Source organism: Roseivirga spongicola, assembly GCF_034376045.1.
GTDB lineage: Bacteria > Bacteroidota > Bacteroidia > Cytophagales > Cyclobacteriaceae > Roseivirga > Roseivirga spongicola.
Genome location: NZ_CP139724.1, coordinates 1,730,711 through 1,755,141 on the forward strand (window position 1 = coordinate 1,730,711; position 24,431 = coordinate 1,755,141).

Consider the following 24,431-nt stretch of genomic DNA (forward strand, 5'->3'; position numbering starts at 1 on the left):
TTATCTTTTAGCACATACCCTTTCTGTTTTAACTCGTTTTCTACTGGGCTTTGATGAAAGGCTGAAAGCCAAGCTTAGAGAAATTTCACTCGATCCGCCAGATTCTCCACTTAATTTTGATATTGGAAAGTCATGACTAAACCCCACTGTTGTGTTTAAGGATAAGTCTACTCCTACAATTAAGATTAGTGACTCTTGATTGGTAATGCCTTCTAAATTCTTTGTGGGCATTCCTCTATAATTAATTCCAAGCAGGATTGGCTCCCAGAAATATTGTAGGCCTAAGTCTAGTTGCGAAAAGTTTCTTTGTTTTTTCCAATTGGCAATGAAAGTCCATGACCTTTCTAAATAATCTGAAGCTGTAGTTCTGGCATCGCTAGGACCTTTCTTCGATGATAAAACTATCCCTGTCTGAATAGCCATTTTTAGACTTAAATCGTCATTTCCATTTTCTATTATTGACTGATTTGGTTCATTTATATGGTGAAAAGCAGTGCCTACCCACCAATCACCTTGATTAGCTCCAATGTTCCTATTTCTACGTCTGTGCTTCTTTCTATAAAGCATACCACCTGTGGAAAAGCTAACATTCCCTATCTTTTTATCGATCCCTTCTAAGTTTTCTTGAGAGTTAGGGTTGGTTGTTCCTGTAGTTATATCTAGTTGATCACCAAAAATAAGATTGCTAAAGTTTGCATCCCTTACAAAGTATGACGCTTGGAGGCCTGCTCTGAAATTGAGAGTTTCATTAATCTTTAAACTGTAGGAATAAACTGTTCCAATGTCAAATGAGATTAAATTTAATAAGTCTTCTTGATGATAATTGAGTATTACTCCTATACTACTATTGTACTTAGGTAAAAAGTGATCGGCAGATAATGAGTTTGAAAATAAGGTGCTATTAAGGTTTGTCCATTGTTGTCTGGAATTAAGGTTCAAACTGCCTTTCCCATTTTGTCCTGCTAGTGCTGGGTTTATATAGATGGGGGCTGAATAGAACTGAGAAAAATGAGGGTCTTGAGCTTTAAGAGTTGAAAAAAGGCCAGCCATACAGGTGGTTATTAGAATACTCCTGATAACAAATGTAGGTCGAATTACTTTATTTAGTATTTTCTTCATCGTAACAATCCCAAGACCCCTGTTCTATTTTCTGATACTCCGTTAAAGGTTATACCCGAAAAGGTATAGGCATAATTGCCGTTGGGCGCAGGCCTTCCATTTATAGTTCCATCCCAGCCGTTTGTTAGTAGATCAGAAGTACTATAAATCAACTCGCCCCATTTATTAAAAATCTGAAAACTGATTTCTCTGAAACCGACAAATTTTGGCTTAAAGAAGTCATTTAGGCCATCATCATCAGGGCGAAAAGCATTAGGAATCATAAGCCTGTAGCCCTGGAGGATTTCTATATTCCTAATTGCTTCGGTAATGCAACCAGCTTTATCTTTTGTTGTTAGTCTTATGGAGTAATTATTTGGTGATACATAGGTGTGTTGAGGGTTTCTCTCGTTAGAGTTGAATTCATCTCCGAAATCCCATGCCCATTCTACAATATTGTCACCTGAGTTGTCATTGAAGAAGATGGGGTCATTTATTGCTAGTGAATCATACTTTTCTAGTGATTCAGAGGTAAAAGAGAAATCGGCTTTTCCGAACCCGGGTAGTTCAATATCTATCTCTTCCTGTCTTTGGCATCCACGTTCATCTGTGATAAGTAGTGATAGTCTACCATTGCTTGTTGTTTCTACAGTTGAGGTACTACTGTTGCCTCTATTCCAATAGTATTCGTAATTGCCAAACCCTCCTTTAACCTTAGCTTCAATCTTTGCGCTAGCTGACTGCGCTTCACAATCTATAATTAATTCTGGAGTCAATTCAATACTTAAGGGAGGTGGTTGTGTTATGGTGAAGACTTTTTGAAAGGAGCACTCAAAACTATCCGTTACTGTTACAACATATTGACCTGCAGTTATATTTGTTAGGGTAGGTGAGGTCATCCCATTCGACCATTCGTATTCATATGGTTTTGTGCCTCCTGAAACAATTAAAGCAATTGATCCACTTTCTGGATTATCACATGCATTGGCATTTTCAACAGTGGCATCGACAGTAAGAGGTAAGGGTTCAACAATATTGAAAGTTTGGTTTAAACTACATCCATTGGAATCGACTATGTCTACTTCATAGAGACCAGGGCTGAGTCCATTAATTGCTTCATTAACGTCACCATTATTCCAGTTAATGCTATAAGGAGCTGAGCCTCCTGTTATGTTAAGGGATATGGACGCATCATTTGCGCCAGTGCAACTTATTGGAGATAGGGTAGGGTTCAACTCGAAAATTGGGGCGCTGCCTAATTGAAAGTGTTTCTCGTGGGTGCAGCCGTGGTTGTCGGTTATGAGTACGTTATAATTGCCAGCTCCCACACCTATTAAGTTCTTGGAGGTTGAGCCATTACTCCATAAATAAGTATAAGGTTCGGTTCCTCCTGCAACTTCAATCTCTATTGAGCCTGTTCTGTCATCATAGCACTGAGTGTCATTAACATTGAAACTAACCACCTCTAGAGTCTCAGGTTCATTGATCGTGATTAACTCTTCATGAACACAACCTCTGTTGTCGGTAACCCGAAGAATATAGTCTCCTGCACTTAGATTGGTTAGGTTGCTGCTCGAAGCCCCGTTGCTCCATAGTATGTTATAAGGACCTTCTCCTCCAGATATGGTTGTATTAATAGTTCCGTCCATATCTCCTTGGCAGTCTAGCATTAGCTTCCCTGTTGAGGTTATGGTGATTGGCGAATCTGGTTCTGTGATGGTAAAATTCTCTTGATAGGTACAGCCATTTGCATCGGTGACAATTACATTGTGGTTTCCTGCAACAAGGTTGTTGATGCTCTGGCTTCTTTCACCAGTACTCCAAAGGTAGTTGTATGGTGCGGTGCCACCACTAGGAGTTACACTTGCCAGACCATCGTTACCATTAAAGCAAGTAAGCTTATCAGTGTATTCAATTTCAGCACCCAAGTTTTGTGAAGGTTCAGCTATTACCACGGTTACGGTGTTGTCGCACCCTTCATTGTCAGTAATTGTGCACTCATAGACTCCCGCAGAGAGTCCGCTAATGGTTCTGGTGGTTGCTCCGTTATTCCATAAGTAACTGAAGTTGCTAGATCCTCCAAATACATCAAGCGAAACCGCTCCAGACGACTGTCCCTTGCAGTCAATATCTGTTTTGTTTATTGAGACATCTAGTCCTCTATTGCCAGCTAGATCTATAGATTGGGTCAATGTGCAATTGTTGGCATCTCTAATGGTTACTGTATATTGAACACTACTTAGGTTGAATTGATCTTTGCTTGTACTTCCATTGCTCCAGACGTAAGTGTAAGGGGCTGTTCCTCCGGTGACATCCAGAAGTATGCTTCCGTTGGAGTCTCCAAAACAAGTAGGTTCATTTGGGGTTATGGAGGCCGAGAGGGGAGTGGATTCAGATAAATTGAATGATGCTGAAAAAGTACAATTGTTAGCGTCTGTTATAGTTACATCATAATCTCCAGGAGGAACATTCTTTAGGTCTTTTAACCTGCTGTTGTTACTCCATACATAACTATATGGCTCCGTGCCCCCAGTAACGTTGAGAATCACTTCTCCACTACTTCCTCCACTACAGGCAACATCTGTTGTAGTTCCTATTGCCGATAATTGTTCAGTGGGTGCTGGTACTGTAATAGTTTCCACTGTTTGACAGCCGTTGGCATCCGTCACAGTCAAGATATAATCCCCACCATCCAAGTTAGTCAAGTCTTTATTGGTGCTGCCATTTGACCATTGATAGGTGTATGGCGCCACGCCACCAGACACCTCTATTTGAATTTCACCATCTCTATTGCCAAAGCAACTAACACCACTAGCTGTGCCTACAATAGTAAGTTCAGTTGGCTCTGTAATGGTGAAATCTGAATTTATGCTGCATCCATTGGCATCACTTACCGTGACACTATAGGTGCCTGAAACAAGGTTTGCTAAATCTTCTGTTGATTCTCCATTGGCCCAATTGATTGTGTAAGGTCCAGTGCCTCCGCTTATGTTGAGATCAATTGCTCCATTACTTTCCCCAAAACATGAGTTATTTGTAATGTTGGGGGTAATAGTTAATGAATTTGGAGCCGAAATAGTATACGTCTCAACTAGTGAACACCCATTTGCATCGGTGATAGTGACCTCGTAATCTCCTGATGTTAATTGATTTATGTCTCTGTTTGTACTTCCATTGCTCCAACTGTAATCATACGGGCCTCTTCCACCAGATACTTCTAAAGCGATCGAGCCAGTATTATCTCCATTGCAAGAGATATTTACTATGTTTTCAGTAACAGCAATAGGGGCATTGGGTTGTTCAATTTGGATGGTTTGAGAAATTGTACAGCCATTGGCGTCTGTTACATCTACAGTATAGTTACCAGCGGTAATATTTGTTAGATCTTCGGTAGTGATTCCGTTATCCCATGCAAAGCTATAAGGAGTTGTCCCTCCCTTTATATTTATATCCACATATCCTGTTGCTTCTCCAAAGCAAAGAACATCAGTTTTGGTATAGTTCAGCTCCAGAATATCAGGTTCGGTGATTGTATAGCTTTTTGAAAAAGTACAGCCATTGGTGTCTGTTATTGTCACCTCATAATTGCCTGGTGAAAGGTTTATTATGTTGTCCGTTGTTTCTCCAGAGATCCATAAATACGTATAGCTTCCAGTGCCTCCTGTTGTATTAAGCTGTATTGATCCATCACTTTCTCCGTTACAGCTAACATTATTAACTGTTGCATTTCCATCAATAGCAGCGGGGTCTTCCAACTCAATACTTTCTACTATTTGGCACCCTTTAGAATCAGTGATTGTAACACTGTATGTTCCAGCAGAAAGATTTTCTATGGTTGCAGTTGTTTCGCCACTATCCCATAAAAAATTGTATGGGCCATCACCATTAACTGGGGCAATGCTTATGCTTCCGTCAGAATTTCCAGGGCATGAAGGGAGTGTCTTTGTAGGGCTGGCGGAGATAGCTACAGGGTCGGCTAATGTTACATTTGCGGTAATGGTGCAGCCGTTGGCATCAGTAATTATTACCTGATAATCACCAGATATAAGGTTAGAAATAGCTTGGGTAGTTTCATTGTTGCTCCATTGGTATGTGTATGGAGAAACTCCCCCGGAAACATTTATAGAAAGAGAGCCATCATTTCCTCCAAAACACGTTGGGCTGTTTTGTACAAATCCATCATTGTTGAGCCCATCATTGGGTTCTGTGATGTTATATATGGCAGATATGTCACAACCTGCGGCATCCGTAATGGTTACTTCATAGCTGCCAGCAACTAGATTGGTACGGTTTTGACTCGTTGGGCCATCTGTCCAGCTATACGAATAACCACCACTTCCCCCAGTTACGGATAGGTTAATTCTTCCGGAGTTTTCTCCTCTACAGTTAATGTTCGAGATAGTTTCTACGGCTACAATAGCACTAGGCTCTGTTATTGTATAGGTTTCTTGAATCGTACAACCGTTTTGGTCGGTGACAGTGAGGGTGTAGGCTCCAGCACTTAGGTTGGAGATATCTTCTGTATTTTCTCCACTATCCCAACTATAAGATAGTATTCCTGTTCCTCCTTCTACGGTTACATCTATAGAACCATCGGAAGAACCCAGGCAGCTTGCATTTACGATGGAAGAATTGGTAATAACTAATTGATCGGGGTTTTCTAGGGTAAAATCTTGAAATGTACTGCACCCGTTTTCATCTGTCACTCTTACTCTGTAGCGCCCAGCGGGTACATTGTTTAATTGGGGTGTGTTGGCAATTTCAGTTCCTGGGGAATTTCTTAATGACCAAGAATAAGTATAGCCTATGGCTCCTACCGTACCACCGACAGCTTGAACAGAGATATTTCCAGTGCTATCACCATTACATAATGGGTCGTTTTCACTTAGTACATTGATAGATACAGGAGTAGGGGGTTCGGAGATAGTAAAGTTGATTTGTCCTGTACATCCAAAAAAATCGGTAATATCTAGAATATAATTATCTGCAGCGAGGGTGGTTACTTCAAAGTTTTTTTGAGTAGAAACTCCTGAATTAGAATAATTAGTACCATTAATTTCCCAAGTGAAAGGAAATACACCATTGGTCATGTTTACATCAATTCTCCCGGTTTTATCTCCCCAACAAGCAACATCTATTAGGTTATATGTATTTGTCAGACCAGGAGGGTCTGTGATTCTCCAAGTTTTCGAATCAGTTTCACCATCTTTATCAGTTACAACGACAGTATAATCTCCTGGAGATAGGTTGTCTATTGATGATGCCCCATTTGGATCATCAGTACTGGTGGTTAGTATAATGCCATTTTTATCTGTCCAAGTAAAAGTGTAAGGAGCATCACCATCGGTTATTCCAATAGAGATATTGCCTATACAGCTATTGATGACCTCATTAACAATGACTGGTTTTCCTTGACTATAAGAAAAGTGCGGAGACGTTAGGAAAAGTATTGTTAACAATACCATTTGGCGAAAGTGTTTCGCAAGGAGAGTTTTGCCTAACAATGGAGAATGCCTCAAGAGTATTTATTGTAATTAATTTGAGGGTAAACATATTTATTTTATGTGTGAAAGAGAATTGTGTTTATTTAAAAAGGTACTTTTTTCTTGTAGGTGGAGTGTGCAGACTTGTTTGAGAAGTAAGGTTTGAAATCACAAAAAAAGCCCGCAGTAAACTGCGGACTTTCAGTAGTCTAATCCAGATTTATATTATTTATTCGAGATTACGAAGTCAATATCAACTCTTCTGTTTAAGGCTCTTTCACCTGATGTAGTGTTGTCAGTTCTTGGAGCTCTCTCTCCATAACCTTCTGACATCAATCTATTGGCAGAAATACCTTGCTTAATGAAGTATTGCTTCACAGTGTTAGCTCTTTCTCTTGATAAGGCTAGGTTATACTCTGCAGATCCAGTGCTATCAGCATGACCATTAATATCTAATTTAATTTCTGGGTTAGCTTTCAACACTTTCACAATGTCATTCAATGGTTCGTAAGATCCTTCAGTCAAAGTAGACTTATCTAATTCGAAAAGAATGTTTTCAGCAGCTTCTAAAAGTTTCACTTTTACTGATCCTTCAGAGTCAGGAGACATATTGTTGAACTGCTCCATAGTACATCCGTTCATTGTTCCGTAAGTTTCAGGACATGGGTCTTGTGAATCAATTACACCGTCACCGTCAGCATCTGGGCATCCACCTGTTTCAGGAGAACCAGCAGTCATAGGGCAAGCATCATACTTATCTGGCACTTGGTCACCGTCAGCATCAGGACATCCGTCAATTGTACCAGGTACAGTAGGACAAGCATCATATAGGTTAGGAACACCGTCATTATCGTCATCGTCTAAAGGACATCCGTTGTTAGTAGAAGGTCCAGCAACGTCAGGACACTGATCTTTTCTGTCAATTACACCGTCACCATCTGAGTCTTTGTCTCTTTTAAGAGAGAATTTTACACCAACATTATATTGTATGTAGTTATAAGTATCGTCTATCGAGTTGTTGAATGCAGCTTGAGTAAGAATGTCGGTTTTATCATTTACTCTTAAATTGAAACCAGCTACAAATGGTACCATGGCGTGAGAACCTTCAAATTCTGAAAAGAAGAATTCTTGGTCTTGTAGGTGAGTTACACCAAATCCAGAAGATAAGAACGGAGCAAATACCGCATCTTCTTTCATTATATATCCGTTATTGAACTTGTAGGTTAATCTTAGTACCGCGTCTTGTACTGTTCCTCTAAATTCATTTTCGTGCTTAAGTTTACCTCTTGAATAGGTTAAAGAAGTGTTTAAACTTGGATTAATGTAATAATGAGCGCCCACTTTTACTCCAAAGTTTTCAACGTCACTGAAGTTGTACAGTCCGTCATTATATCTTAGTTCAAGTCCCATGTTGGTTGCACCAACTTCATACCTAACCCTATCCCAGCTGGTTTGACCCATGACTAACGATGTGCAGGTTAGCAGTAATGTAAGTAGTATTATCTTTTTCATGATTTTCAAATTTTGGTTTTTGCCTTCTTAAGTGCCCAAGACCTTGCCACTTGTGAAAATTGGCTAAAAATCAATTATTTGATAATCAAAGTTATATTTATAGTAAAAAAAATAATAAAATAGAATATCGCAATTCTTCATATCGAGAATGAAATCGTCAGATTGAAAATCTGCACCAAGCAATAAAGAATGAAAAACCCCGTTATCGAGACTTCGATAGCGGGGTCTACAAATAGTTAGTAGTATAGTTGTTATTTCTGCTAGTTAGAAGCCTTTATCATTTCAGATATCTGTTCTGGAGTAGTGCTTTTTGATAAACTCTCTGCATGTTGAGTAATGTCCAAACCGTATTCTTCCGCTCTATCATTTACTCTCATTGGTATTATCATATTGGTTAGTTTAAAGAATAGATATGATAGACCAAAAGTAAAGCCCCCCACCAAGAAAACGGCTGCCAAGTGTTTTAAGAATGTGCTGGTATCTCCATAGATAAGACCAACCTCTTGCGCAAATACTCCTGTAAGAATCATTCCTACTATTCCACCCACTCCGTGGCAAGGAAAAACATCTAAGGTGTCATCTATGCCTGTTTTGTTTTTATAGTAAACTACAATATTAGATACAATGGCTGCGGCTACACCTATAAACACACTTTGACCTATAGTTACAAAGCCCGCGGCTGGAGTTATGGCCACTAGCCCGACTACAGCACCAATAGATGCACCCATTCCTGATATTTTTCGCCCCATAAATGCATCATAGAGTACCCAGGCTAGCATGGCTGCGGCAGAGGCTACGGTTGTTGTGGCAAAAGCCATTGCCGCGGCACCATTAGCTCCTAGAGCGGAGCCTGCATTAAAACCAAACCAGCCGAACCAAAGAAGCCCAGTGCCGAGTAAAACAAATGGTACGTTATATGGCTTGTGAGCTGTACCGTGTGTTTTTCGCTTACCCAAAATTATAGCTGCTGCAATAGCTGCAAATCCGGCCGACATGTGAACTACCGTTCCTCCTGCAAAGTCTAATACTCCCCACTTTCTAAGGAATCCTTCGGGGTGCCATGTCATGTGAGCCAAAGGGCTATAGATAAATATGCTGAAAAGTATGATAAAGAATAAGAAGCTAGAGAACCTTACTCGCTCTGCAAAGCTACCAGTAATTAAGGCTGGAGTAATAATAGCAAACTTCATCTGAAAGAGTGCAAATAGAACAAATGGAATGGTGGGAGCCAATTCCGCTTGAGTAGCCGCACCAACTCCTTTGAAAAAGGCAAAAGTTCGCGGATCACCAACAAAACCACCAATAGAGTCTCCAAAAGCTAGGCTAAACCCAAAACAGACCCAAACTAAGGTAATAACCCCCATACAGATGAAGCTTTGAAGCATGGTAGAAATCACATTTTTTCTGCTAACCATACCGCCATAGAAAAAAGAGAGGCCAGGAGTCATCAAGAGTACCAAGCCTGTAGCCGCTAACATCCATGCTGTGTCTGCTCCGCTAATGTTAGGGTCATTTAAGCCATTTAAAGAGCTAGTGTCTAATAGAGAGACTAGTGCAACTATTATTAGCAGGGCAAAACTTGGAATCCATTTTTTACTCATTTCTTGTCAGTTTGATTTATGGGGGTGAAAAAAATAGTGTTTCTGTCTTATAAACATGAAATATAAATCAAACTGGGTGTGAAATGACCCTTATCAGAACTATTTTGAAGTAAAACGATTGAAAAATGGTGTAAAACAAAACGTCATTCTGAACAAGTGGGAGATTGGTGTGTCCAATTACCCCGTGTTGCAAAAAGCAACCTTGCTAGAATGACGTTGTAAAGAGTTTAAGGCTAAACCTATTTCAGTCTAGCCTGTATGGCCTCAATTTTTGGCTGGGCTTCTGCCTTACCTAAATCCAAGGCCTTTTGATAAGCAGTCAAGGCTTGTTGATAACTGGTCTTCTTTTTTGCTGGAGCTAACTTAGTTCTTTGTGCAGCCAAGGCGTAAGCCTCGCCCTGTGTGTAGTAAGCATCGGCCTCACTTAACTTAAAGTTTACTCTTAAGTCAGTTATCTGCTGATTCAGCATTTCAAGCTCTAGTAGTTTGGCAGCAATTTCTGCGTCTTGACTGCTGATTGTTTCAGACTGCAATTTATTGATTACAACTAGTTTTTGATTATTGTCCTCAACAGATTTTAGCTGTGTCTCCATAGAAGCAATTTCAGCTTTTCTGCTCTCAAGGTCAGACTTAAGTGTCTTTATGGTTTGAGCATAAGCGCTTTGGGCTGTTCTAGATTCCTTAACTGTTTTTTCTAGCTTACTAATCTGTAAGCCGGTTTGTTCAACATAAGCCTTCAAATCTGTCATCTGCGCTAAAAAGTCAGCGTGTTGATCTGAGCTTTCCAAGGTAACCTTCATCATTTGTCTACTTAAGTTGATAGAGTCCATCAGACTCATAGCACTCATAAGGGTAACCGAGGCTTTTTGAGTGCTCTCCAATTCAGCAGAAACGCTGTCTAGCTTGGTTATTAAGGTCGCATTTTCAGCTTCCAACATTTGCTTCTCTTGGCTGCAGCCCATTAGTATGATGGCTACGAAAGAGATAATTAGGTAATTCTTCATGTTTAATTCAAAATTCAGGCATTTGACGCTTGAGTTTCGAAAGGTCACATGTTTAAAGAGAAATATTTTTTGAGTTTAGAATACTGAAAGATTCAACTTTACAGCTATCAGTTATTAGGGCTCTTTATTGTTACATTTTTCTTCAAGCTGTCCTTTAATTCGGCTTGCTCGGCTTCGGATAAATCGTCAAACTCTTTGTTGTAGATTGTTTTACTTAATTCATTGAATCGATCTTTAAAAGCGGCATTTATAAGGTCTAGGCCCTCTATAAAAGCGCTGTAAGAAGTCTTTCTGTTTGCCTCTAATATGATTGTTAGTTCATTGCCATGAGTTTCAATTTTCTCTATCAGATAATTGATTAAATAGCTTGAGTCGGATTTAATATTGTCTACAAAGAATTCGTCCTTTTCATTGATCATGAGTTTAGTTGAGAATTCAGTTTGAGGATTCTCACTTTCTTCAAGTAGAGGCAAAAGAGTTAACTCCATTTCCTCCGACCAAATAATGGCATAAAGGCTCAATAGGTAAGACCTTTTAATAACCTCTTTTTTCAAGTCTTGCACTTTCAAGAGTCTAGAGATCTCAGTTGCGATTTTATTTGGAGAGATATCGCCCTCTATGGGTGGAAACTCGTTTTTAATTCGGTCCGAATATGCTTTCAATTTTTGCTGGTCTTCCTCACTTTCAATCTTGTATTGACATTGACCGAGCACTAGTTTTGTTACATGTTCTTCCAAGTAAGGTCTATCCTGTCTTCGAAGCGTTTCAAAACCAGTAGGGGCATATTCCTTATAGAAATCGATAAAGTAACTGGGTTTTGTTCCTTTTAAATAGCCGTTGCTTATTAATTCAAGTTCAAAAAGGCCTAACTCTCTCTTGATCTCTTCAGCATCTTTTGCTGAATAATCTGGACAAAAACTTTGGCAGTAAACAGAGGGTATGAATAGGAAGAATACAAAGAGTGTGCTTATTAACCTTATCATTTTTTGCTCTCCAATAAGCTCTTCAATTCATTCAACTCGTCTCTCAATCTGGCCGCCTCAATAAAATCTAGCTCTTTGGCTGCTTTTTCCATCGCCTTTTGCGTTTTCTGGATCATCTTATCTAGGCCAGGCTTACTCATGTATGCTACTACTGGGTCGGCCGCTACAGAATGCTCTTCTGGTTCGGCATAGTAGTTCTTCTTGTTCTTTTTAGAGTCGGCCACACTGGTTTGGCTTATAATGGCCTCCTTAGATTTACGAACCGTTCGAGGCACAATTCCGTGCTTCTCGTTATAGGCCATTTGGATGCTTCGTCTACGATTGGTTTCATCAATAGACTCCTGCATCGATCTGGTCACTGTATCCGCATACATAATTACACGGCCATTTTCGTTTCTGGCTGCCCGTCCTATGGTCTGAATTAAGGAACGCTGATTTCTCAAGAAACCTTCTTTATCGGCATCCAAAATCGCAACTAGTGAAACTTCAGGTAAGTCTAGCCCTTCACGAAGTAAGTTGACTCCCACAAGTACATCGAAGACACCCAGCCTTAACTCTCGTAAAATCTCAACCCTGTCTAGTGGATTCACTTCAGAGTGAATATAACGCACTTTCACATTGGCTCTTTCCAAATACTTGGTGAGCTCTTCGGCCATTCTTTTGGTTAAAGTGGTTACTAAAACGCGTTCTTCTTTCTTTACTCTGTCGTCAATCTCTTCTAATAGATCATCGATCTGATTAGCGCTAGGGCGAACGTCAATAATTGGATCGAGAAGGCCGGTAGGTCGAATGATTTGCTCAACCACTTCACCCTCCGTTTTACTTAGCTCATAATCTCCAGGCGTTGCGGAAACATATATGATCTGATTGCTTAGTGCCTCGAATTCGTCAAACTTCAGTGGTCTATTATCTAGTGCCGAAGGAAGCCTGAATCCGTATTCTACTAGATTTTCTTTTCTAGATCTATCACCGCCCCACATGGCTCTAACTTGTGGAACTGTAACGTGACTTTCGTCAATTACCAAAAGGTAGTCTTCGGGAAAATAATCGAGTAAGCAGAAAGGTCTTTGCCCTTTTTGACGCCTGTCGAAGTAGCGAGAGTAGTTCTCCACTCCAGAACAATAGCCCAGTTCTCGCATCATTTCCAGATCGAATTCGGTACGCTCTTTCAATCGTTTTGCTTCTAAGAAGCGTCTTTCCTGTTCGTATTGCTCTAGTCTCTGAACCAGATCGTCCTGAATCTCTTTGATGGCGGTGTGCAATACATCTTTCCCGGTTACAAATAGGTTGGCAGGGAAAATGGTGATAATCTTTTCATCGGAGATTTTCTTTCCAGTAGAAGGATCAATCTGCTGAATGGCTTCAATTTCATCTCCCCAGAAGTAAATGCGATAAGCAAAGTCTCCATATGCGATGAATATATCTACGGTATCACCTTTAACTCTAAAAGTTCCCCGCTTAAATTCTGCTTCGGTTCTGCTGTAAAGAATGTCTACCAAGGCAAACAACAGCTGGTTTCTCGGAACAATATCACCTACTTGAAGACGAACTACATTCTTTCCAAATTCATCTGGATTACCAATACCATAGATGCAGGAAACAGAAGCAATCACAATAACATCTCTTCTTCCTGTAAGTAGAGAGGAGGTGGCGCTCAATCTCAACTTTTCAATCTCATCATTGATAGAAAGGTCCTTCTCTATATAGAGGTTGCTATTCGGGATAAACGCTTCCGGCTGATAGTAATCGTAATAGGAGATGAAATACTCTACTGCATTTTCTGGAAAGAACTGTTTGAACTCTCCATAAAGCTGAGCAGCCAAGGTTTTGTTATGGCTCAAAATCAGGGTAGGGCGCTGAGTCTGTTGAATTACGTTGGCAACGGTAAAGGTTTTACCAGAACCAGTTGCACCCAGCAATACCTGATACGGTTCGCCCGCATCAATCGAAGCCTTTAGGTTTTCAATAGCCTTGGGCTGATCACCCGTTGGCTCAAACTCAGAAGTGATTTTGAAGTCCATAGATTAAAACTAACATCAATTATCAACTTTGAGTTTATTAACTGTGGAAATAAAAAGCAGGATATATTTTCTGCTTTGAATATACTGTTAGAAAGTATATCTAAGTTTTGGAGTCAGCGTAATAGATTCGAATTCCCCCAAACTTGTCGTGTGAAATAAACGAGATTGAATGCCAAGCTGAAAATTGCCTGATTTATAAAAGTAATATTCTGCCCCAATAAAGAATCCAGCATCCACCAAGTTTGAGTTAGATCCATTTCTTTCTTGTATGGAAACGAGTGTGGCAATTGTTTGTGTATTGTTTATAAAGGCATTTGTGAAGTATTCAATCTCTTGCATTTTTGGGTTAACAAAAAAGGCACCGCCAGTTAATAGTAGTTTTTCACTTAGTCTTCTTTTATAAAAAACGCTGTACATCTCGTTGATGTGACGGAGTTTGAAATCGATAATTTTAAGGTAGGTGTCATTACCTATTAACTGGCTGTAGTTTTTTTCGCCAATGTGCGATTCGCGATCATAACTTACGCCAATTGATGCCTTACTATCTTTTATATTCCATTGAAATTCTATGCCGCCAATAGATCCCAAAAAGTTCTTGTTATAAAAGGAGACGAAACCGCCTGGAACTTCGCTTTGTGGCTGTTCATAATCCAATTGAAAGTTTCCGGCAACACCGTAATTTACATTTAGCTCAAATGTATGTTGGGCTTGTGAAGCAGTAAGAATAAACAGCAATAAACAGGCGGAAATCAATAGCTTTTTCATATGTGTGTTTTTTAGATGAGCAGAATATAGAAATAATTATGCCAAAAAAACAGCTATACAAGTCTAGCCATTCCAAATCTCCCAAGCGGCTTCAGCCTGTCCGTGGAGCATTTCTAACCCGTTCTTTACCCAGCATCTGGCTTCAATTCCTTTCTGTATAAAAGCAGTAGTTAGTGGGTTATAAACCAAGTCGTAAAGGTAATGCTGCTCCGTAAGTTGATGATAGGGCAGGTCTGGCAAAGCTTCTGTGTTGGGTGCTGTACCGAGTGGAGTGGTGTTGATGATTAGCTTCGCTGTATTGAGTATTGAGTCATGAGTATTGAGAGCTCCGTAACTCAATTCACCTTCTGAAGGATTGCGCGAAACGAATTGGTAATCGATACCAAGATCATCTAGTGCAGCTTTTACTGCTTTGGATGCTCCCCCAGTCCCGAGAATAAGTGCCTTTTCAGGCATTGGGTTCGACCCAACAAACTTCACCAAAGATTCTTTAAACCCAAGGTAGTCCGTATTGTATCCTTTAAGTTTTTTGCCTTGAACTTTTATAGTGTTAACCGCCCCAATGCTTTCCGCTTTTGGGTCAACTTCATCCAGAAATTTAATGACTTGTTCTTTATAAGGAATGGTAACATTCAAGCCAACTAAACCCTTTTCAGATTTAATTAGGTTTGGAAGTTCATCGATAGCCTCTAGAGGATAAAGCTCGTATTCGCAATCTTCAATCCCTTCTTTCTCAAATTTTTCAGTGAAATACTTTTTGGAGAAAGAATGACCCAATGGGTAGCCAATCAATCCAAATCGCTTCATGTTAATTTTCTGGTTTTAAGTATGCTGCCAATCTATCTATTGCTAATACAAGTAGAAAGCCTCCTGCAGCGAAGCCAAGTGCTTCAATAAACTGTGGTTCAATACCAGTTTGGGCAAGGTATTCATTTGGCATTACGTTCACTTCGTGAAGGGGTTTAATTTCTCCATGTCTATCTACATAAGTCTCCACTGCCTTTTTCCATGGCCATACCTTGTAAAGCGAACCAATCATGAAACCTGATAATACTCCAACTGTTAGATTATGATATTTATTGAATAACCAGCTTACGACCCTTGCAAAGCTAAGAAGGCCAACCACGCAACCCGCTCCAAAAATTAGTATATCGGCAATTTTAAGCTCTTTAATTGCAGTAAGTACATACTCGTACTTACCGAACATAAGCAAAATAAATGCACCAGAAATACCGGGTAGAATCATAGCACAAATAGCTACAGCACCTGCTATGAAAAGAAACCAGCTCGCGTCTGGTGTTTCTGCTGGTGTTAATGAGGTAATGAAGTAAGCTGCTGTTATTCCTAATACAATAGCTATAATAACCCCAAAACTCCACTTCTTTATTTCTCTTAAGATTATAAGGGCAGAAATGACAATGAGCCCAAAGAAGAAAGACCACACCGGAATTGGATACTCGCCCAATAAGTGCGTAATTACCTTAGCCAGTGTTACTACGCTAGTGGCAATTCCTGCTAGAAGAACTAGCAGAAATGTTCCATTAACGTGTTCCCAAAGGGCTTTAAATTCAAACCTTCTCAGATAATTTAACGCTTGTGCATCGACACTTTTGATGCTATTCAGCAATTGCTCGTATATGCCTGTTATAAAGGCTATTGTTCCTCCAGAAACACCAGGGACAACATCGGCACTGCCCATGGCAATACCTTTGAGGTAGAGCAAAAAGTAATCGATAAACTTACGCATGTTATTATCCTTTCTGACCTAGGAAGTGATCGAAAGTATCTCCTCTTAAGCCTAGTCTAAGTGTTTCCAATGGAATTACTTCTTCAGGAGCAATGTTTCCAAGGTTTACATTAGAGCCCATTAGCTTAATGAAATACACTTGTTGAGCTTTTTGTGGAGCTTCCCAAATGATTTTCTCAAAAGGAATTTTAGTTAGAATTTCTTGAACCAGTCCTGAACGAACTTCGCCAGTAGAACGGAATAAGCCAACGTTTCCACTTTCACGTGCCTCACCAATTACCTTCCAGGCGCCAGCGTCTAGCTCTTTTTGCATTAGCTCAATCCACTTATAAGGAGGGATGATCTTTTCTGCGTCTTTTGAGCCTACTTCTGAAAGTACGGTCACCTGTTCAGAAAGCTTGGTAATGTATTCGCACTTTTTGTCGTGGTCTAGTTCTATTGAGCCATCAGAAACTTCTGCAAATGGCATTTCATATTTGTCTAGCACCTTGCGGTAATCATCAAACTGATCTCTTACTATAAAGGCTTCAAAGAGTGTTCCTCCGAAATAAAAAGGAATACCCGCCTCTCTGTAAACATTCAGTTTGGCATCTAAATTTGGGGTCACATAAGAAGTGGCCCAGCCAAGTTTTACAATATCTACATATTCGCCACAAACGTTGACGAAATCTTCTGCCTGTCTAACACTAAGGCCTTTGTCCATGGCCATAGTAAATCCTTTGTCTCTTGGCTTTTGTGTCCTTTCGGGCACATCGGTTAAAAAGTAATGCATTTAATTCTTACTTCTGTATTGGTCTATAATCTTGAATAACGCTTTTTGCGTTTCCAGTTTAGGGAAAAATTCGAAGAGAACTTCGTGTTTTTCAAAATCCAAAATTAAGGCATTTTCTAGATATGTAAAGGCTTCGCGGTAATGTCCTGCCGTGATTTGGTATACAACCATCCTATACATGAGCTCAGCATCGTCTGGAATCTCCTCTAAAGCTCTCTCAGCGAGCTCTATGGCCTTTTTCATTTCGCCTTGCTCATAAAAAATAAATGACCAATCGAGCCAAATTTCGTTATTAGTAGGTTCTAAAATGGCTGCTTCTTGGTATGCCTCAATGGCCGAAACTATATTGTCAATGTTATATTCTGCGGTGGCAATGGCCATCCAATAGTTGGTATTTTCAGGGTCTAGTTTAAGCGCCTTGTTCAAGAAATGGATGGCCTCATAGTACTTTTCTTGAGCCGAAAGGCAGCAACCTATACCATACCATGCATCTTCATAGAATTGGTCTATTTTAGAAGCTTTTCTGTAGTATTTTATGCCATACTCATACTGCTCCATCTTTTCATAAGCAGCTCCAATACAGCAGTAGACCTCAGAAGAAGGCCCTTCATTAGTTAAGGTGTTTTTATAAGCTTCTAAAGCATCTTGATATTTCTCAAGATTCATGTAAGAATTACCTAGGTTGAACCAAGCTGAAGAGAATGTATCGTCAATGACAAGCGCAAAGTCATAGGCCTTTACAGCGTCTTCATACTTTTCTAGCTTGTTGTAGACTATTCCGAGATTGTACCATGCGTAGGTCGAATAAGGATCTCGGTCTATGAATTCTTTATAATAGGAAACACTATCTTCTAGTTTTCCGGTAACATCTAAACAGTAAGCCAACTCATACAGGGCCGACTCGTGGTTGATGTCTGTTTCTATAGCTTGCTTATAGTAATCTATGGCAGTATCATACTTGCCATTAGTTTGATAAGTGAGGCCGATGTTATAATAAACCTCAGCTTTGTCTTCGGCTCCTTCTAGTGTGGTGAGTAAAATTTCAACAGCCTTTTCAAACTCGCCTAAAATTGAGAATATATTACCCTTTACTGTCAATAACTCAGGGTCGTTAGGGTGAAGGTTCTCTGCCTCTTCTATCACCTTTAGTGCTTCGTCATACTTTTCTTTTCCCACCAAACATTGAGAGGTCAATATGCTGATCTCTAAGCTAAATGGGTATTGGTCGAGCGCCATTCTACAGGCCTTAAGCCCTTTGCCAAACTGTAAACGGTCTAGATAGTAATGAATAATAGTTTCGTATTCTTCTAGGTCGAAGAAATGAAAACCTTTGTTTTTGAGAAGCTCTTCAAACTTACTGATCAACCCACGTTCTTCTTCTCTACTCGGATAGTCTTCCTGCATTACGTCAATCGGTTTTCTTAAAATACGAATTAGCCAACATTAAAACCACTTGGTTTTAGTAAAAATTAATTGAATACATGTTAGATATTTTCAATCAGTTGATTTACAGGTTGTAACGGTTTTTTAACTCTGCTGCTGTCCAATTGGCCGACTCTTCTAAACTGCGAAATTCGAAATTTAGTGCCTTTCTTACCTTATCATTGGCAAAGTTAAATTTAGTGCGACTCAAAATAGCCGTATCTGCAGTGATAAGTGCCTCTTTGCCGGTTATTCTAGATCGGAGAAATTCTAAAGCAACTACAAGTTTAAGCATCCAAGGCTGAACTGTTTTTGTTGGCGCCTTTTTTCCAAATGCGTTGGCCAAGGTTTGGAAGAACTGCTTGTATGGTAAAGAGCCAGCACTTACTATAAAGCGCTCTCCCTTAATGTCCGATTCCATCAGCTTTACAGCTATTTCTGCTACGTCTCGCACGTCTACAAAGTTGGTGTTTCCTTCTGGATGGAAGCTTCTTTCCTTATAAGCATACTCAAATACTGAGGTACTACCCCCTTGTCCCCAAATTCCTGGGCCAAGAACAACCGATGGATTCAGTATTTTGACTTTTAACCCCTCTTGAGCGCCTCTCCATACTTCAAGCTCTTGAGCATGTTTTGAGTTAGCATAGATGGAGTCGTATTTGGAGTCTTCCCATCGGTCTTTTTCTGTAATCTTTTTCTGACCAGCCTTTCTGCCAATGGCTGCTACCGAGCTGATGTGTATAAAGTCTTTTATTCCGAGTTTAAGACAGGTGTTTACCAAGTCTGCCGTACCTAGAACATTGGTTTCATACATTTTATTCACATATCTCTTATCAAATGAGATAATGGCAGCGCCATGAATTACAGCATCTATTCCAACTAAGGCTTCTTCTAAAAAAGCGGTGTCGTTCATATCGCCAATAACCCATTCTATTTGGTCGGCAATACCCTCTAACAAATCCATTTTGCTAGAGTTTCTTTTAACAGCCTTAACTTGATGATTTCTGTCAAGAAGCTCTCTACATATGAAACTTCCTAGCAAACCGGTAGCTCCGGTAACAAATACTTTCATTCTACTATAACTGATTATTCAACAGCTCCAGATCTAAAAGCTTTTTCCAATACTTAGTTGTCGTTGCTTCTTTAAGCAGGTTAATATGTCCCATGTTATGGCAATCTGTACCAACCAGCTTAATAGCCTTCATATCTATCAATTTCTCCGCTAATTTCTGAACAGGTTTTGAATAGCAACCTGTTAATGAAACCGCATTAAGTTGAAAAATGATATTACGGTCTAAAAGTTCCTCAATTAGCGAAGGTTTTTCCAGCAGGTAAAGATACCTCTCAGGGTGAGCATAAACCATTTTATACCCCTTCATAGTTAGGTGGAAACTTGCTTCTTTTAATTCAGGCGGTTCATTGATAAAACCTGTTTCAACCAAAATGTGGTTTTGACCGAACGTAAGTAGTTCTTCGTCTGAGTGAATACGCTGCATAAAGTGTTCGTCTAAATAATATTCACTTGCAGCTTGTAATTCTATGTTGATGCCTTCTTCTAAAATGGCTTCCTGCATTTGCTTTAACCCAGAGAGAATGGTTTCTGCAGTGTTATCATAGGTGCCCCACATGGTGTGAGGTGATGTAATAACCTTAGTATAACCCAAAGATTCCATTTCCCTAAGAATAGAGATGCCCTCTTCAATAGATTGAATACCATCATCGATATTAGGAATGAGGTGAGAATGGATATCTGTTTGGAGATATCCTATATCTGGGGCTGAATTTTTATTTCCTTTAAAGAAAGAAAAGATGCTCAAAATGCGGGTTTCTCTTTATAAGAGGCAAAGGTAGGTAAAACCTGATCCTTTTCAGAAACTATTGGATTCTCTATTCCCCAATCAATATTTAGAGCAGGATCGTTCCAGAGAATTCCACCTTCAGATTCTTTGTTGTAATAGTTTGAGCATTTGTAGAAAAACACGGAGTCTTCTAAGGCTACAAAGCCATGGGCAAAACCGGCAGGCACTAAGAACATATTATGCCTTTCGGCCTCTAGTAACACAGTGTGGTGTTTGCCAAAGGTAGGAGAATCTTTGCGAATGTCTAATGCTATATCTAAGACCTTGCCTTTAACTACTCTTACTAGCTTAGCCTGAGCGTGTGGTGTCTGCTGATAATGCAGTCCTCTTAAGGTTCCCTTTACAGAGAATGACTCATTGTCTTGAACGAAATCTTCTTGAATACCGAGTTCCTGATAAAGCTCTCTTCGGTAAGATTCAAAAAAATATCCTCTTTGGTCTCCAAAAACTTTTGGCTCCAATTCATATAAGCCATCAAATCCTGTCTCTATTACCTTCATAGCCTTGTAGTTTCAAATATGTTCATTCTCGATTGAATAGCAGCAAAGCTATTTCCAATTTTTTAAACATCAGTAAATCTTCGATAAATGACCTAATTATAAGACCTGTTTTACAAATGATGCGATAAATGGTAACTTGCTAGCTATTTATGGGAGGATTCGAAACAACACCGAAAGAAGATGACAGAGCCGTACTAGTGGCTCTGGTTAACCGTGAGCAACCAGAAGACACGGTGGTTGAGTATTTGGATGAATTGGCTTTCTTGGCTGAAACCATGGGGTTGAATGTGGTAAAGTCTTTCACTCAAAAGATGGACAAGCCAGATGTTCGTTCTTTTGTAGGAAAAGGAAAGCTTGAGGAGATTCAAACCTATATTAAGGCAGAAGAAATTGAGGTAATCATTTTTGATGATGACCTTTCTCCTTCTCAACTTAGAAATCTTGAAAAGGAACTGAAGGTTAAGATTTACGACCGAAGTTTATTGATACTAGATATTTTCTTGAAGCGTGCTCAAACAGCTCAGGCTAAAACTCAGGTAGAATTGGCCAGATCAGCTTATCTGCTTCCGAGGCTTACACGCATGTGGACGCACCTTGAACGTCAGCGTGGAGGTACTGGAACTCGTGGTGGAGCTGGTGAAAAAGAAATTGAAACAGATAGAAGAGCCATTAGGAATCAGATCACTGTTTTAAAAGGTAAGCTAGAGAAGATTGAAAAGCAAAATGCGGTTCAGCGTAAGTCTAGAGGTACAATAGTTAGGGTGGCTTTAGTTGGATATACTAACGTTGGGAAGTCTACTTTGATGCGATTACTTACAAAGGCCGATGTTTTAGCAGAAGACAAGCTGTTTGCAACGGTAGATTCTACTGTCAGAAAAGTGGTGCTAGACCAAATACCGTTCTTGCTCTCAGATACTGTTGGCTTTATTAGAAAGCTACCTACTCACCTAATTGAGTCGTTTAAGTCTACGCTGGCAGAAGTTTTGGAGTCTGATATTCTTTTACATGTTGTTGATGTTTCGCATCCTAACTTTGAAGATCAGATGGCCACGGTTAATCAGACTTTGATTGATATTGGTGCTACCGATAAGCCAACGATCTTAGTTTTCAATAAGATAGATCAATTGAAGATTGTAGATGAGGAAGTGCGCGAAGAAATGAACAATCCGCCACCTACTTTAGATGAACTGAAAAATACTTACATCGGAAAGGGGGAGGACTCTTCAGTATTTATCTCAGCTACTAACAAAACCAATATGGAGGAGTTTAAAGAAGTGTTGATGGAAAAGGTGAAAAAGCGTCACTTTACTATCTTTCCAAACTATTTAAATGATTCCCATTATTAGTCTTGATTGCTAAAAACTGAATCGTTTTTTTGGTTTTAAACATCTCCCGAGGCATCGGTAGGATAGTGTGTAGCAAACAAGCATGGCCCCGTAGTTCAATGGATAGAATAGAAGTTTCCTAAACTTTAGATCTAGGTTCGATTCCTAGCGGGGCTACTTTTCGTGTTTCAATCATTCCACTCCTAAACAGTGTTTTTGCTTTAGCCATTGTTTGGGGTTAAGATGAACGCTATCTGCTACGTTCGCCCGAACGTTTGCGATGATTCTGTATGGAGGAAATTAAGGGCGTATTTAAGAAAGTCGGAAGAATTTTAATTAGTGCCAGGGCTTATTTAAGTTTTTGCCGAAAATCTTAAATAAGGATGTTTTTATTTAAGTTTACTTAATGAAGGAATTCAAAGCTGGTACATATGTAAATCAAGGCTATTATAAGAGCTTCCAACCCAATCCGATTAATAGAGAATGGCAGATTGAAGACATGGAGCTTGTTAGTCTTTTAAGTAAAGCTGATCGGCAATTAGGGCGCTTAGATATGTATTCTGAGTATGTCCCCAATATAGACTTGTTTATAAGCATGCATGTACTAAAAGAGGCCACTCAGAGTAGCAAAATTGAAGGTACACAGACTAATATTGAAGAAGCTCTTTTAGAAAAAGAGGATGTTCCGCTGGATAAACGTGATGATTGGGAGGAAGTCCAAAACTATTCAGAAGCAATGAATTGGGCTATAGCCGAATTGGATAATTTGCCATTTTCGTCTAGGTTAATAAGAAATACTCATAAAATTCTTTTACAAGGGGTAAGGGGTGAACAAAAGCTTCCTGGGGAGTTTAGGACCAGCCAAAATTGGATTGGAGGAGCTAGTATTAATGATGCTACTTTCATTCCCCCTACTCACCAGACGGTTCCAGAGTTCATGGGAGATATAGAGAGTTTTCTCCATAATGAAGAAGTTTACTTTCCAGAATTAATGAAGATAGGCTTAGTTCACTATCAGTTTGAAACCATTCACCCATTTCTCGATGGTAATGGAAGGGTGGGGAGGCTAATGATACCACTATACTTGGTAAGTAGAGGAATACTAAAAAGGCCAATTCTATATTTATCTGACTTTTTTGAGAAAAACAGGAAGTTGTACTATGATAACCTTACAGTAGTGAGGGATACCAATGATATAACTCAATGGATGAAATTCTTCTTGGTTGGAGTAATTGAGACAGCCAAGAATGGAATAGATACTTTTGATCAGGTATTAAAACTACAGAAAACTGCAGAGGCAAAAGTTCAGTCACTCGGAAGTAGGGCGGCTAACGGCCAAAAGGTACTGAATTATCTGTATAAGAAGCCATATCTCAATGCTGAGATTGTCAAAGAGATAACAGGTATCTCAATGCCATCCTGTTATAAGCTTATAAGTGATTTGGAAGAGCTAGAAATACTTAATGAATTCACAGGGGGGCAACGAGGTAGAGCGTATCTCTTCAAAGACTACCTTAATTTGTTTCGTTAAGTTTGTCACTTTGTTTTACAGTAATTCAATAAGTTATTAAAAATAACTAGCGAGACTACTTTTCAACTGAGAATACCCACAATCGGGTATTGAGTATTTATCTGATTAACAAGATCTTGTAGCAATTAACCTCATACAGTTAGGCTCAGTAGAGCTTTATGAGTTAGCGTGTAAGTGTATAACCCCGAAATCCTCTTTCGGGGTTTATTTTTAATTTATTCATTCGGCTTTTCTTACTTTTGAGCCCTTAGCTTTTACTCTAAATCAATTTATGTTCGATAGCAAAGAATATCCTAAATCACTTAGTGAAGACTTGTTCGAAACTTGGTTAGAAGCCGGGAGAGAGAGCAAAATGAGCTATGAATACATGCTAGTGGTTTGGGACGACCTTGAGGCCGACTATCACCCTGAGTATGTAGAGAATCGAAGTCAGATTGCCAAATACCCCCTTTGGGGCGAAGCAGGAGGCCATAGCTCAACTATTGCAGTATATGACCTCTTTTCAGAAGCTAGAATTTACATTACCAACTGACTGCCAGTTATTTGTTGTCTTCTCTTTCTTTCTTCTTTTTAGAAGAGTAAATGAGATAGCCAATAAAAGTAATTAAGAAAACACCTATAAGAATGCCCCAAATAAGGTTTGGGTTACTAGAAAGGAAGTCGGTTTCATCTGGGTCATCAGGCTTAATGAGTGAGCCCTGGGGCAAAAAGCTTAACGCAATGTTATTGGATGTTATTAAGCTAAAAAGGTATATAGTTATGTATTTCATCTTATAATCGTCTTTGTTGTATACGAAATCAACTCTTT

General features: G+C 39.5%; 19 protein-coding genes and 1 tRNA gene. 4 read left to right on the plus strand and 16 right to left on the minus strand.

Annotation, left to right across the window (positions count from 1 at the left end; genetic code table 11):
- The 15 genes from T7867_RS07605 to rfbC form a co-directional block, all read right to left on the minus strand.
- Nucleotides 1-1,119 carry a PorP/SprF family type IX secretion system membrane protein gene (locus T7867_RS07605; protein WP_322300028.1) on the minus strand — a complete coding sequence of 373 codons (1,119 nt, stop codon included), beginning with the start codon at nt 1,117-1,119 and terminating at the stop codon, nt 1-3.
- Nucleotides 1,116-6,563 (minus strand): T9SS type B sorting domain-containing protein, encoded by a 5,448-nt coding sequence (locus T7867_RS07610; RefSeq protein ID WP_322300029.1) that lies wholly within the window; start codon nt 6,561-6,563, stop codon nt 1,116-1,118. The genes T7867_RS07605 and T7867_RS07610 overlap by 4 nt, the downstream gene beginning before the upstream one ends.
- Before the next feature lie 243 nt (nt 6,564-6,806).
- Nucleotides 6,807-8,093 carry an OmpA family protein gene (locus tag T7867_RS07615; protein WP_084375583.1) on the minus strand — a complete coding sequence of 429 codons (1,287 nt, stop codon included), beginning with the start codon at nt 8,091-8,093 and terminating at the stop codon, nt 6,807-6,809.
- Nucleotides 8,094-8,353: 260 nt separating this feature from the next.
- Nucleotides 8,354-9,694, minus strand: a complete 1,341-nt coding sequence (locus T7867_RS07620; protein WP_322300030.1) for an ammonium transporter — start codon at nt 9,692-9,694, stop codon at nt 8,354-8,356.
- A gap of 239 nt (nt 9,695-9,933) precedes the next feature.
- Entirely contained in the window at nt 9,934-10,698 is a 765-nt protein-coding gene (locus T7867_RS07625) for a hypothetical protein (protein ID WP_068217552.1), read from the minus strand.
- 107 nt (nt 10,699-10,805) lie between these two features.
- On the minus strand, nt 10,806-11,681 hold the full coding sequence (locus T7867_RS07630) for a hypothetical protein (RefSeq protein ID WP_068217555.1): 876 nt from the start codon (nt 11,679-11,681) through the stop codon (nt 10,806-10,808).
- Complete coding sequence (gene uvrB, locus T7867_RS07635; RefSeq protein WP_322300031.1) at nt 11,678-13,702, minus strand: excinuclease ABC subunit UvrB; 2,025 nt, start codon at nt 13,700-13,702, stop codon at nt 11,678-11,680. The genes T7867_RS07630 and uvrB overlap by 4 nt, the downstream gene beginning before the upstream one ends.
- A gap of 87 nt (nt 13,703-13,789) precedes the next feature.
- A complete protein-coding gene (locus T7867_RS07640) occupies nt 13,790-14,467 on the minus strand; it encodes a hypothetical protein (protein WP_322300032.1) in 678 nt (225 codons plus the stop codon).
- Between the two features lie 63 nt (nt 14,468-14,530).
- Nucleotides 14,531-15,274, minus strand: coding sequence for a shikimate dehydrogenase family protein (locus tag T7867_RS07645; RefSeq protein WP_322300033.1), 744 nt, complete (start codon nt 15,272-15,274; stop codon nt 14,531-14,533).
- Between the two features lies 1 nt (nt 15,275).
- On the minus strand, nt 15,276-16,214 hold the full coding sequence (locus T7867_RS07650; RefSeq protein WP_288340716.1) for a DUF368 domain-containing protein: 939 nt from the start codon (nt 16,212-16,214) through the stop codon (nt 15,276-15,278).
- Between the two features lie 4 nt (nt 16,215-16,218).
- A complete protein-coding gene (locus T7867_RS07655; RefSeq protein WP_068217569.1) occupies nt 16,219-16,986 on the minus strand; it encodes a phosphosulfolactate synthase in 768 nt (255 codons plus the stop codon).
- Nucleotides 16,987-18,390: a tetratricopeptide repeat protein gene (locus T7867_RS07660; RefSeq protein ID WP_068217572.1), complete on the minus strand. Its 1,404-nt coding sequence runs from the start codon at nt 18,388-18,390 to the stop codon at nt 16,987-16,989.
- Between the two features lie 103 nt (nt 18,391-18,493).
- Nucleotides 18,494-19,480 carry an SDR family NAD(P)-dependent oxidoreductase gene (locus T7867_RS07665; RefSeq protein WP_068217575.1) on the minus strand — a complete coding sequence of 329 codons (987 nt, stop codon included), beginning with the start codon at nt 19,478-19,480 and terminating at the stop codon, nt 18,494-18,496.
- Nucleotides 19,481-19,484: 4 nt separating this feature from the next.
- A complete protein-coding gene (locus tag T7867_RS07670; protein WP_089082266.1) occupies nt 19,485-20,225 on the minus strand; it encodes a tyrosine-protein phosphatase in 741 nt (246 codons plus the stop codon).
- A complete protein-coding gene (gene rfbC / locus T7867_RS07675; protein WP_068217581.1) occupies nt 20,222-20,767 on the minus strand; it encodes a dTDP-4-dehydrorhamnose 3,5-epimerase in 546 nt (181 codons plus the stop codon). Before rfbC ends, T7867_RS07670 begins: the two co-directional genes overlap by 4 nt.
- 149 nt (nt 20,768-20,916) lie before the next feature.
- Between rfbC and hflX the strand changes: the two genes are divergently transcribed.
- The 4 genes from hflX (at nt 20,917) to T7867_RS07695 (ending at nt 24,155) form a co-directional block, all read left to right on the plus strand.
- Entirely contained in the window at nt 20,917-22,113 is a 1,197-nt protein-coding gene (gene hflX, locus T7867_RS07680) for a GTPase HflX (protein WP_068217584.1), read from the plus strand.
- Between the two features lie 84 nt (nt 22,114-22,197).
- Nucleotides 22,198-22,269: transfer RNA gene (locus T7867_RS07685), tRNA-Arg, on the plus strand.
- A 229-nt stretch (nt 22,270-22,498) separates the two neighbouring features.
- Nucleotides 22,499-23,623 (plus strand): Fic family protein, encoded by a 1,125-nt coding sequence (locus T7867_RS07690; RefSeq protein WP_068217588.1) that lies wholly within the window; start codon nt 22,499-22,501, stop codon nt 23,621-23,623.
- A gap of 271 nt (nt 23,624-23,894) precedes the next feature.
- Entirely contained in the window at nt 23,895-24,155 is a 261-nt protein-coding gene (locus tag T7867_RS07695; protein WP_068217590.1) for a hypothetical protein, read from the plus strand.
- A 7-nt stretch (nt 24,156-24,162) separates the two neighbouring features.
- Here the strand turns inward: T7867_RS07695 and T7867_RS07700 are convergent, their stop codons facing one another.
- Nucleotides 24,163-24,393 carry a hypothetical protein gene (locus T7867_RS07700; RefSeq protein ID WP_068217593.1) on the minus strand — a complete coding sequence of 77 codons (231 nt, stop codon included), beginning with the start codon at nt 24,391-24,393 and terminating at the stop codon, nt 24,163-24,165.
- Nucleotides 24,394-24,431: the final 38 nt, after the last annotated feature.

What these genes read in the sequence shown, in the direction of transcription:
- T7867_RS07605 (WP_322300028.1), bottom strand. Translation starts at nt 1,119, where the DNA reads ATGAAGAAAATACTAAATAAAGTAATTCGACCTACATTTGTTATCAGG.
- T7867_RS07610 (WP_322300029.1), bottom strand. Translation starts at nt 6,563, where the DNA reads ATGGTATTGTTAACAATACTTTTCCTAACGTCTCCGCACTTTTCTTAT.
- T7867_RS07615 (WP_084375583.1), bottom strand. Translation starts at nt 8,093, where the DNA reads ATGAAAAAGATAATACTACTTACATTACTGCTAACCTGCACATCGTTA.
- T7867_RS07620 (WP_322300030.1), bottom strand. Translation starts at nt 9,694, where the DNA reads ATGAGTAAAAAATGGATTCCAAGTTTTGCCCTGCTAATAATAGTTGCA.
- T7867_RS07625 (WP_068217552.1), bottom strand. Translation starts at nt 10,698, where the DNA reads ATGAAGAATTACCTAATTATCTCTTTCGTAGCCATCATACTAATGGGC.
- T7867_RS07630 (WP_068217555.1), bottom strand. Translation starts at nt 11,681, where the DNA reads ATGATAAGGTTAATAAGCACACTCTTTGTATTCTTCCTATTCATACCC.
- uvrB (WP_322300031.1), bottom strand. Translation starts at nt 13,702, where the DNA reads ATGGACTTCAAAATCACTTCTGAGTTTGAGCCAACGGGTGATCAGCCC.
- T7867_RS07640 (WP_322300032.1), bottom strand. Translation starts at nt 14,467, where the DNA reads ATGAAAAAGCTATTGATTTCCGCCTGTTTATTGCTGTTTATTCTTACT.
- T7867_RS07645 (WP_322300033.1), bottom strand. Translation starts at nt 15,274, where the DNA reads ATGAAGCGATTTGGATTGATTGGCTACCCATTGGGTCATTCTTTCTCC.
- T7867_RS07650 (WP_288340716.1), bottom strand. Translation starts at nt 16,214, where the DNA reads ATGCGTAAGTTTATCGATTACTTTTTGCTCTACCTCAAAGGTATTGCC.
- T7867_RS07655 (WP_068217569.1), bottom strand. Translation starts at nt 16,986, where the DNA reads ATGCATTACTTTTTAACCGATGTGCCCGAAAGGACACAAAAGCCAAGA.
- T7867_RS07660 (WP_068217572.1), bottom strand. Translation starts at nt 18,390, where the DNA reads ATGCAGGAAGACTATCCGAGTAGAGAAGAAGAACGTGGGTTGATCAGT.
- T7867_RS07665 (WP_068217575.1), bottom strand. Translation starts at nt 19,480, where the DNA reads ATGAAAGTATTTGTTACCGGAGCTACCGGTTTGCTAGGAAGTTTCATA.
- rfbC (WP_068217581.1), bottom strand. Translation starts at nt 20,767, where the DNA reads ATGAAGGTAATAGAGACAGGATTTGATGGCTTATATGAATTGGAGCCA.
- hflX (WP_068217584.1), top strand. Translation starts at nt 20,917, where the DNA reads ATGGGAGGATTCGAAACAACACCGAAAGAAGATGACAGAGCCGTACTA.
- T7867_RS07690 (WP_068217588.1), top strand. Translation starts at nt 22,499, where the DNA reads ATGAAGGAATTCAAAGCTGGTACATATGTAAATCAAGGCTATTATAAG.
- T7867_RS07695 (WP_068217590.1), top strand. Translation starts at nt 23,895, where the DNA reads ATGTTCGATAGCAAAGAATATCCTAAATCACTTAGTGAAGACTTGTTC.
- T7867_RS07700 (WP_068217593.1), bottom strand. Translation starts at nt 24,393, where the DNA reads ATGAAATACATAACTATATACCTTTTTAGCTTAATAACATCCAATAAC.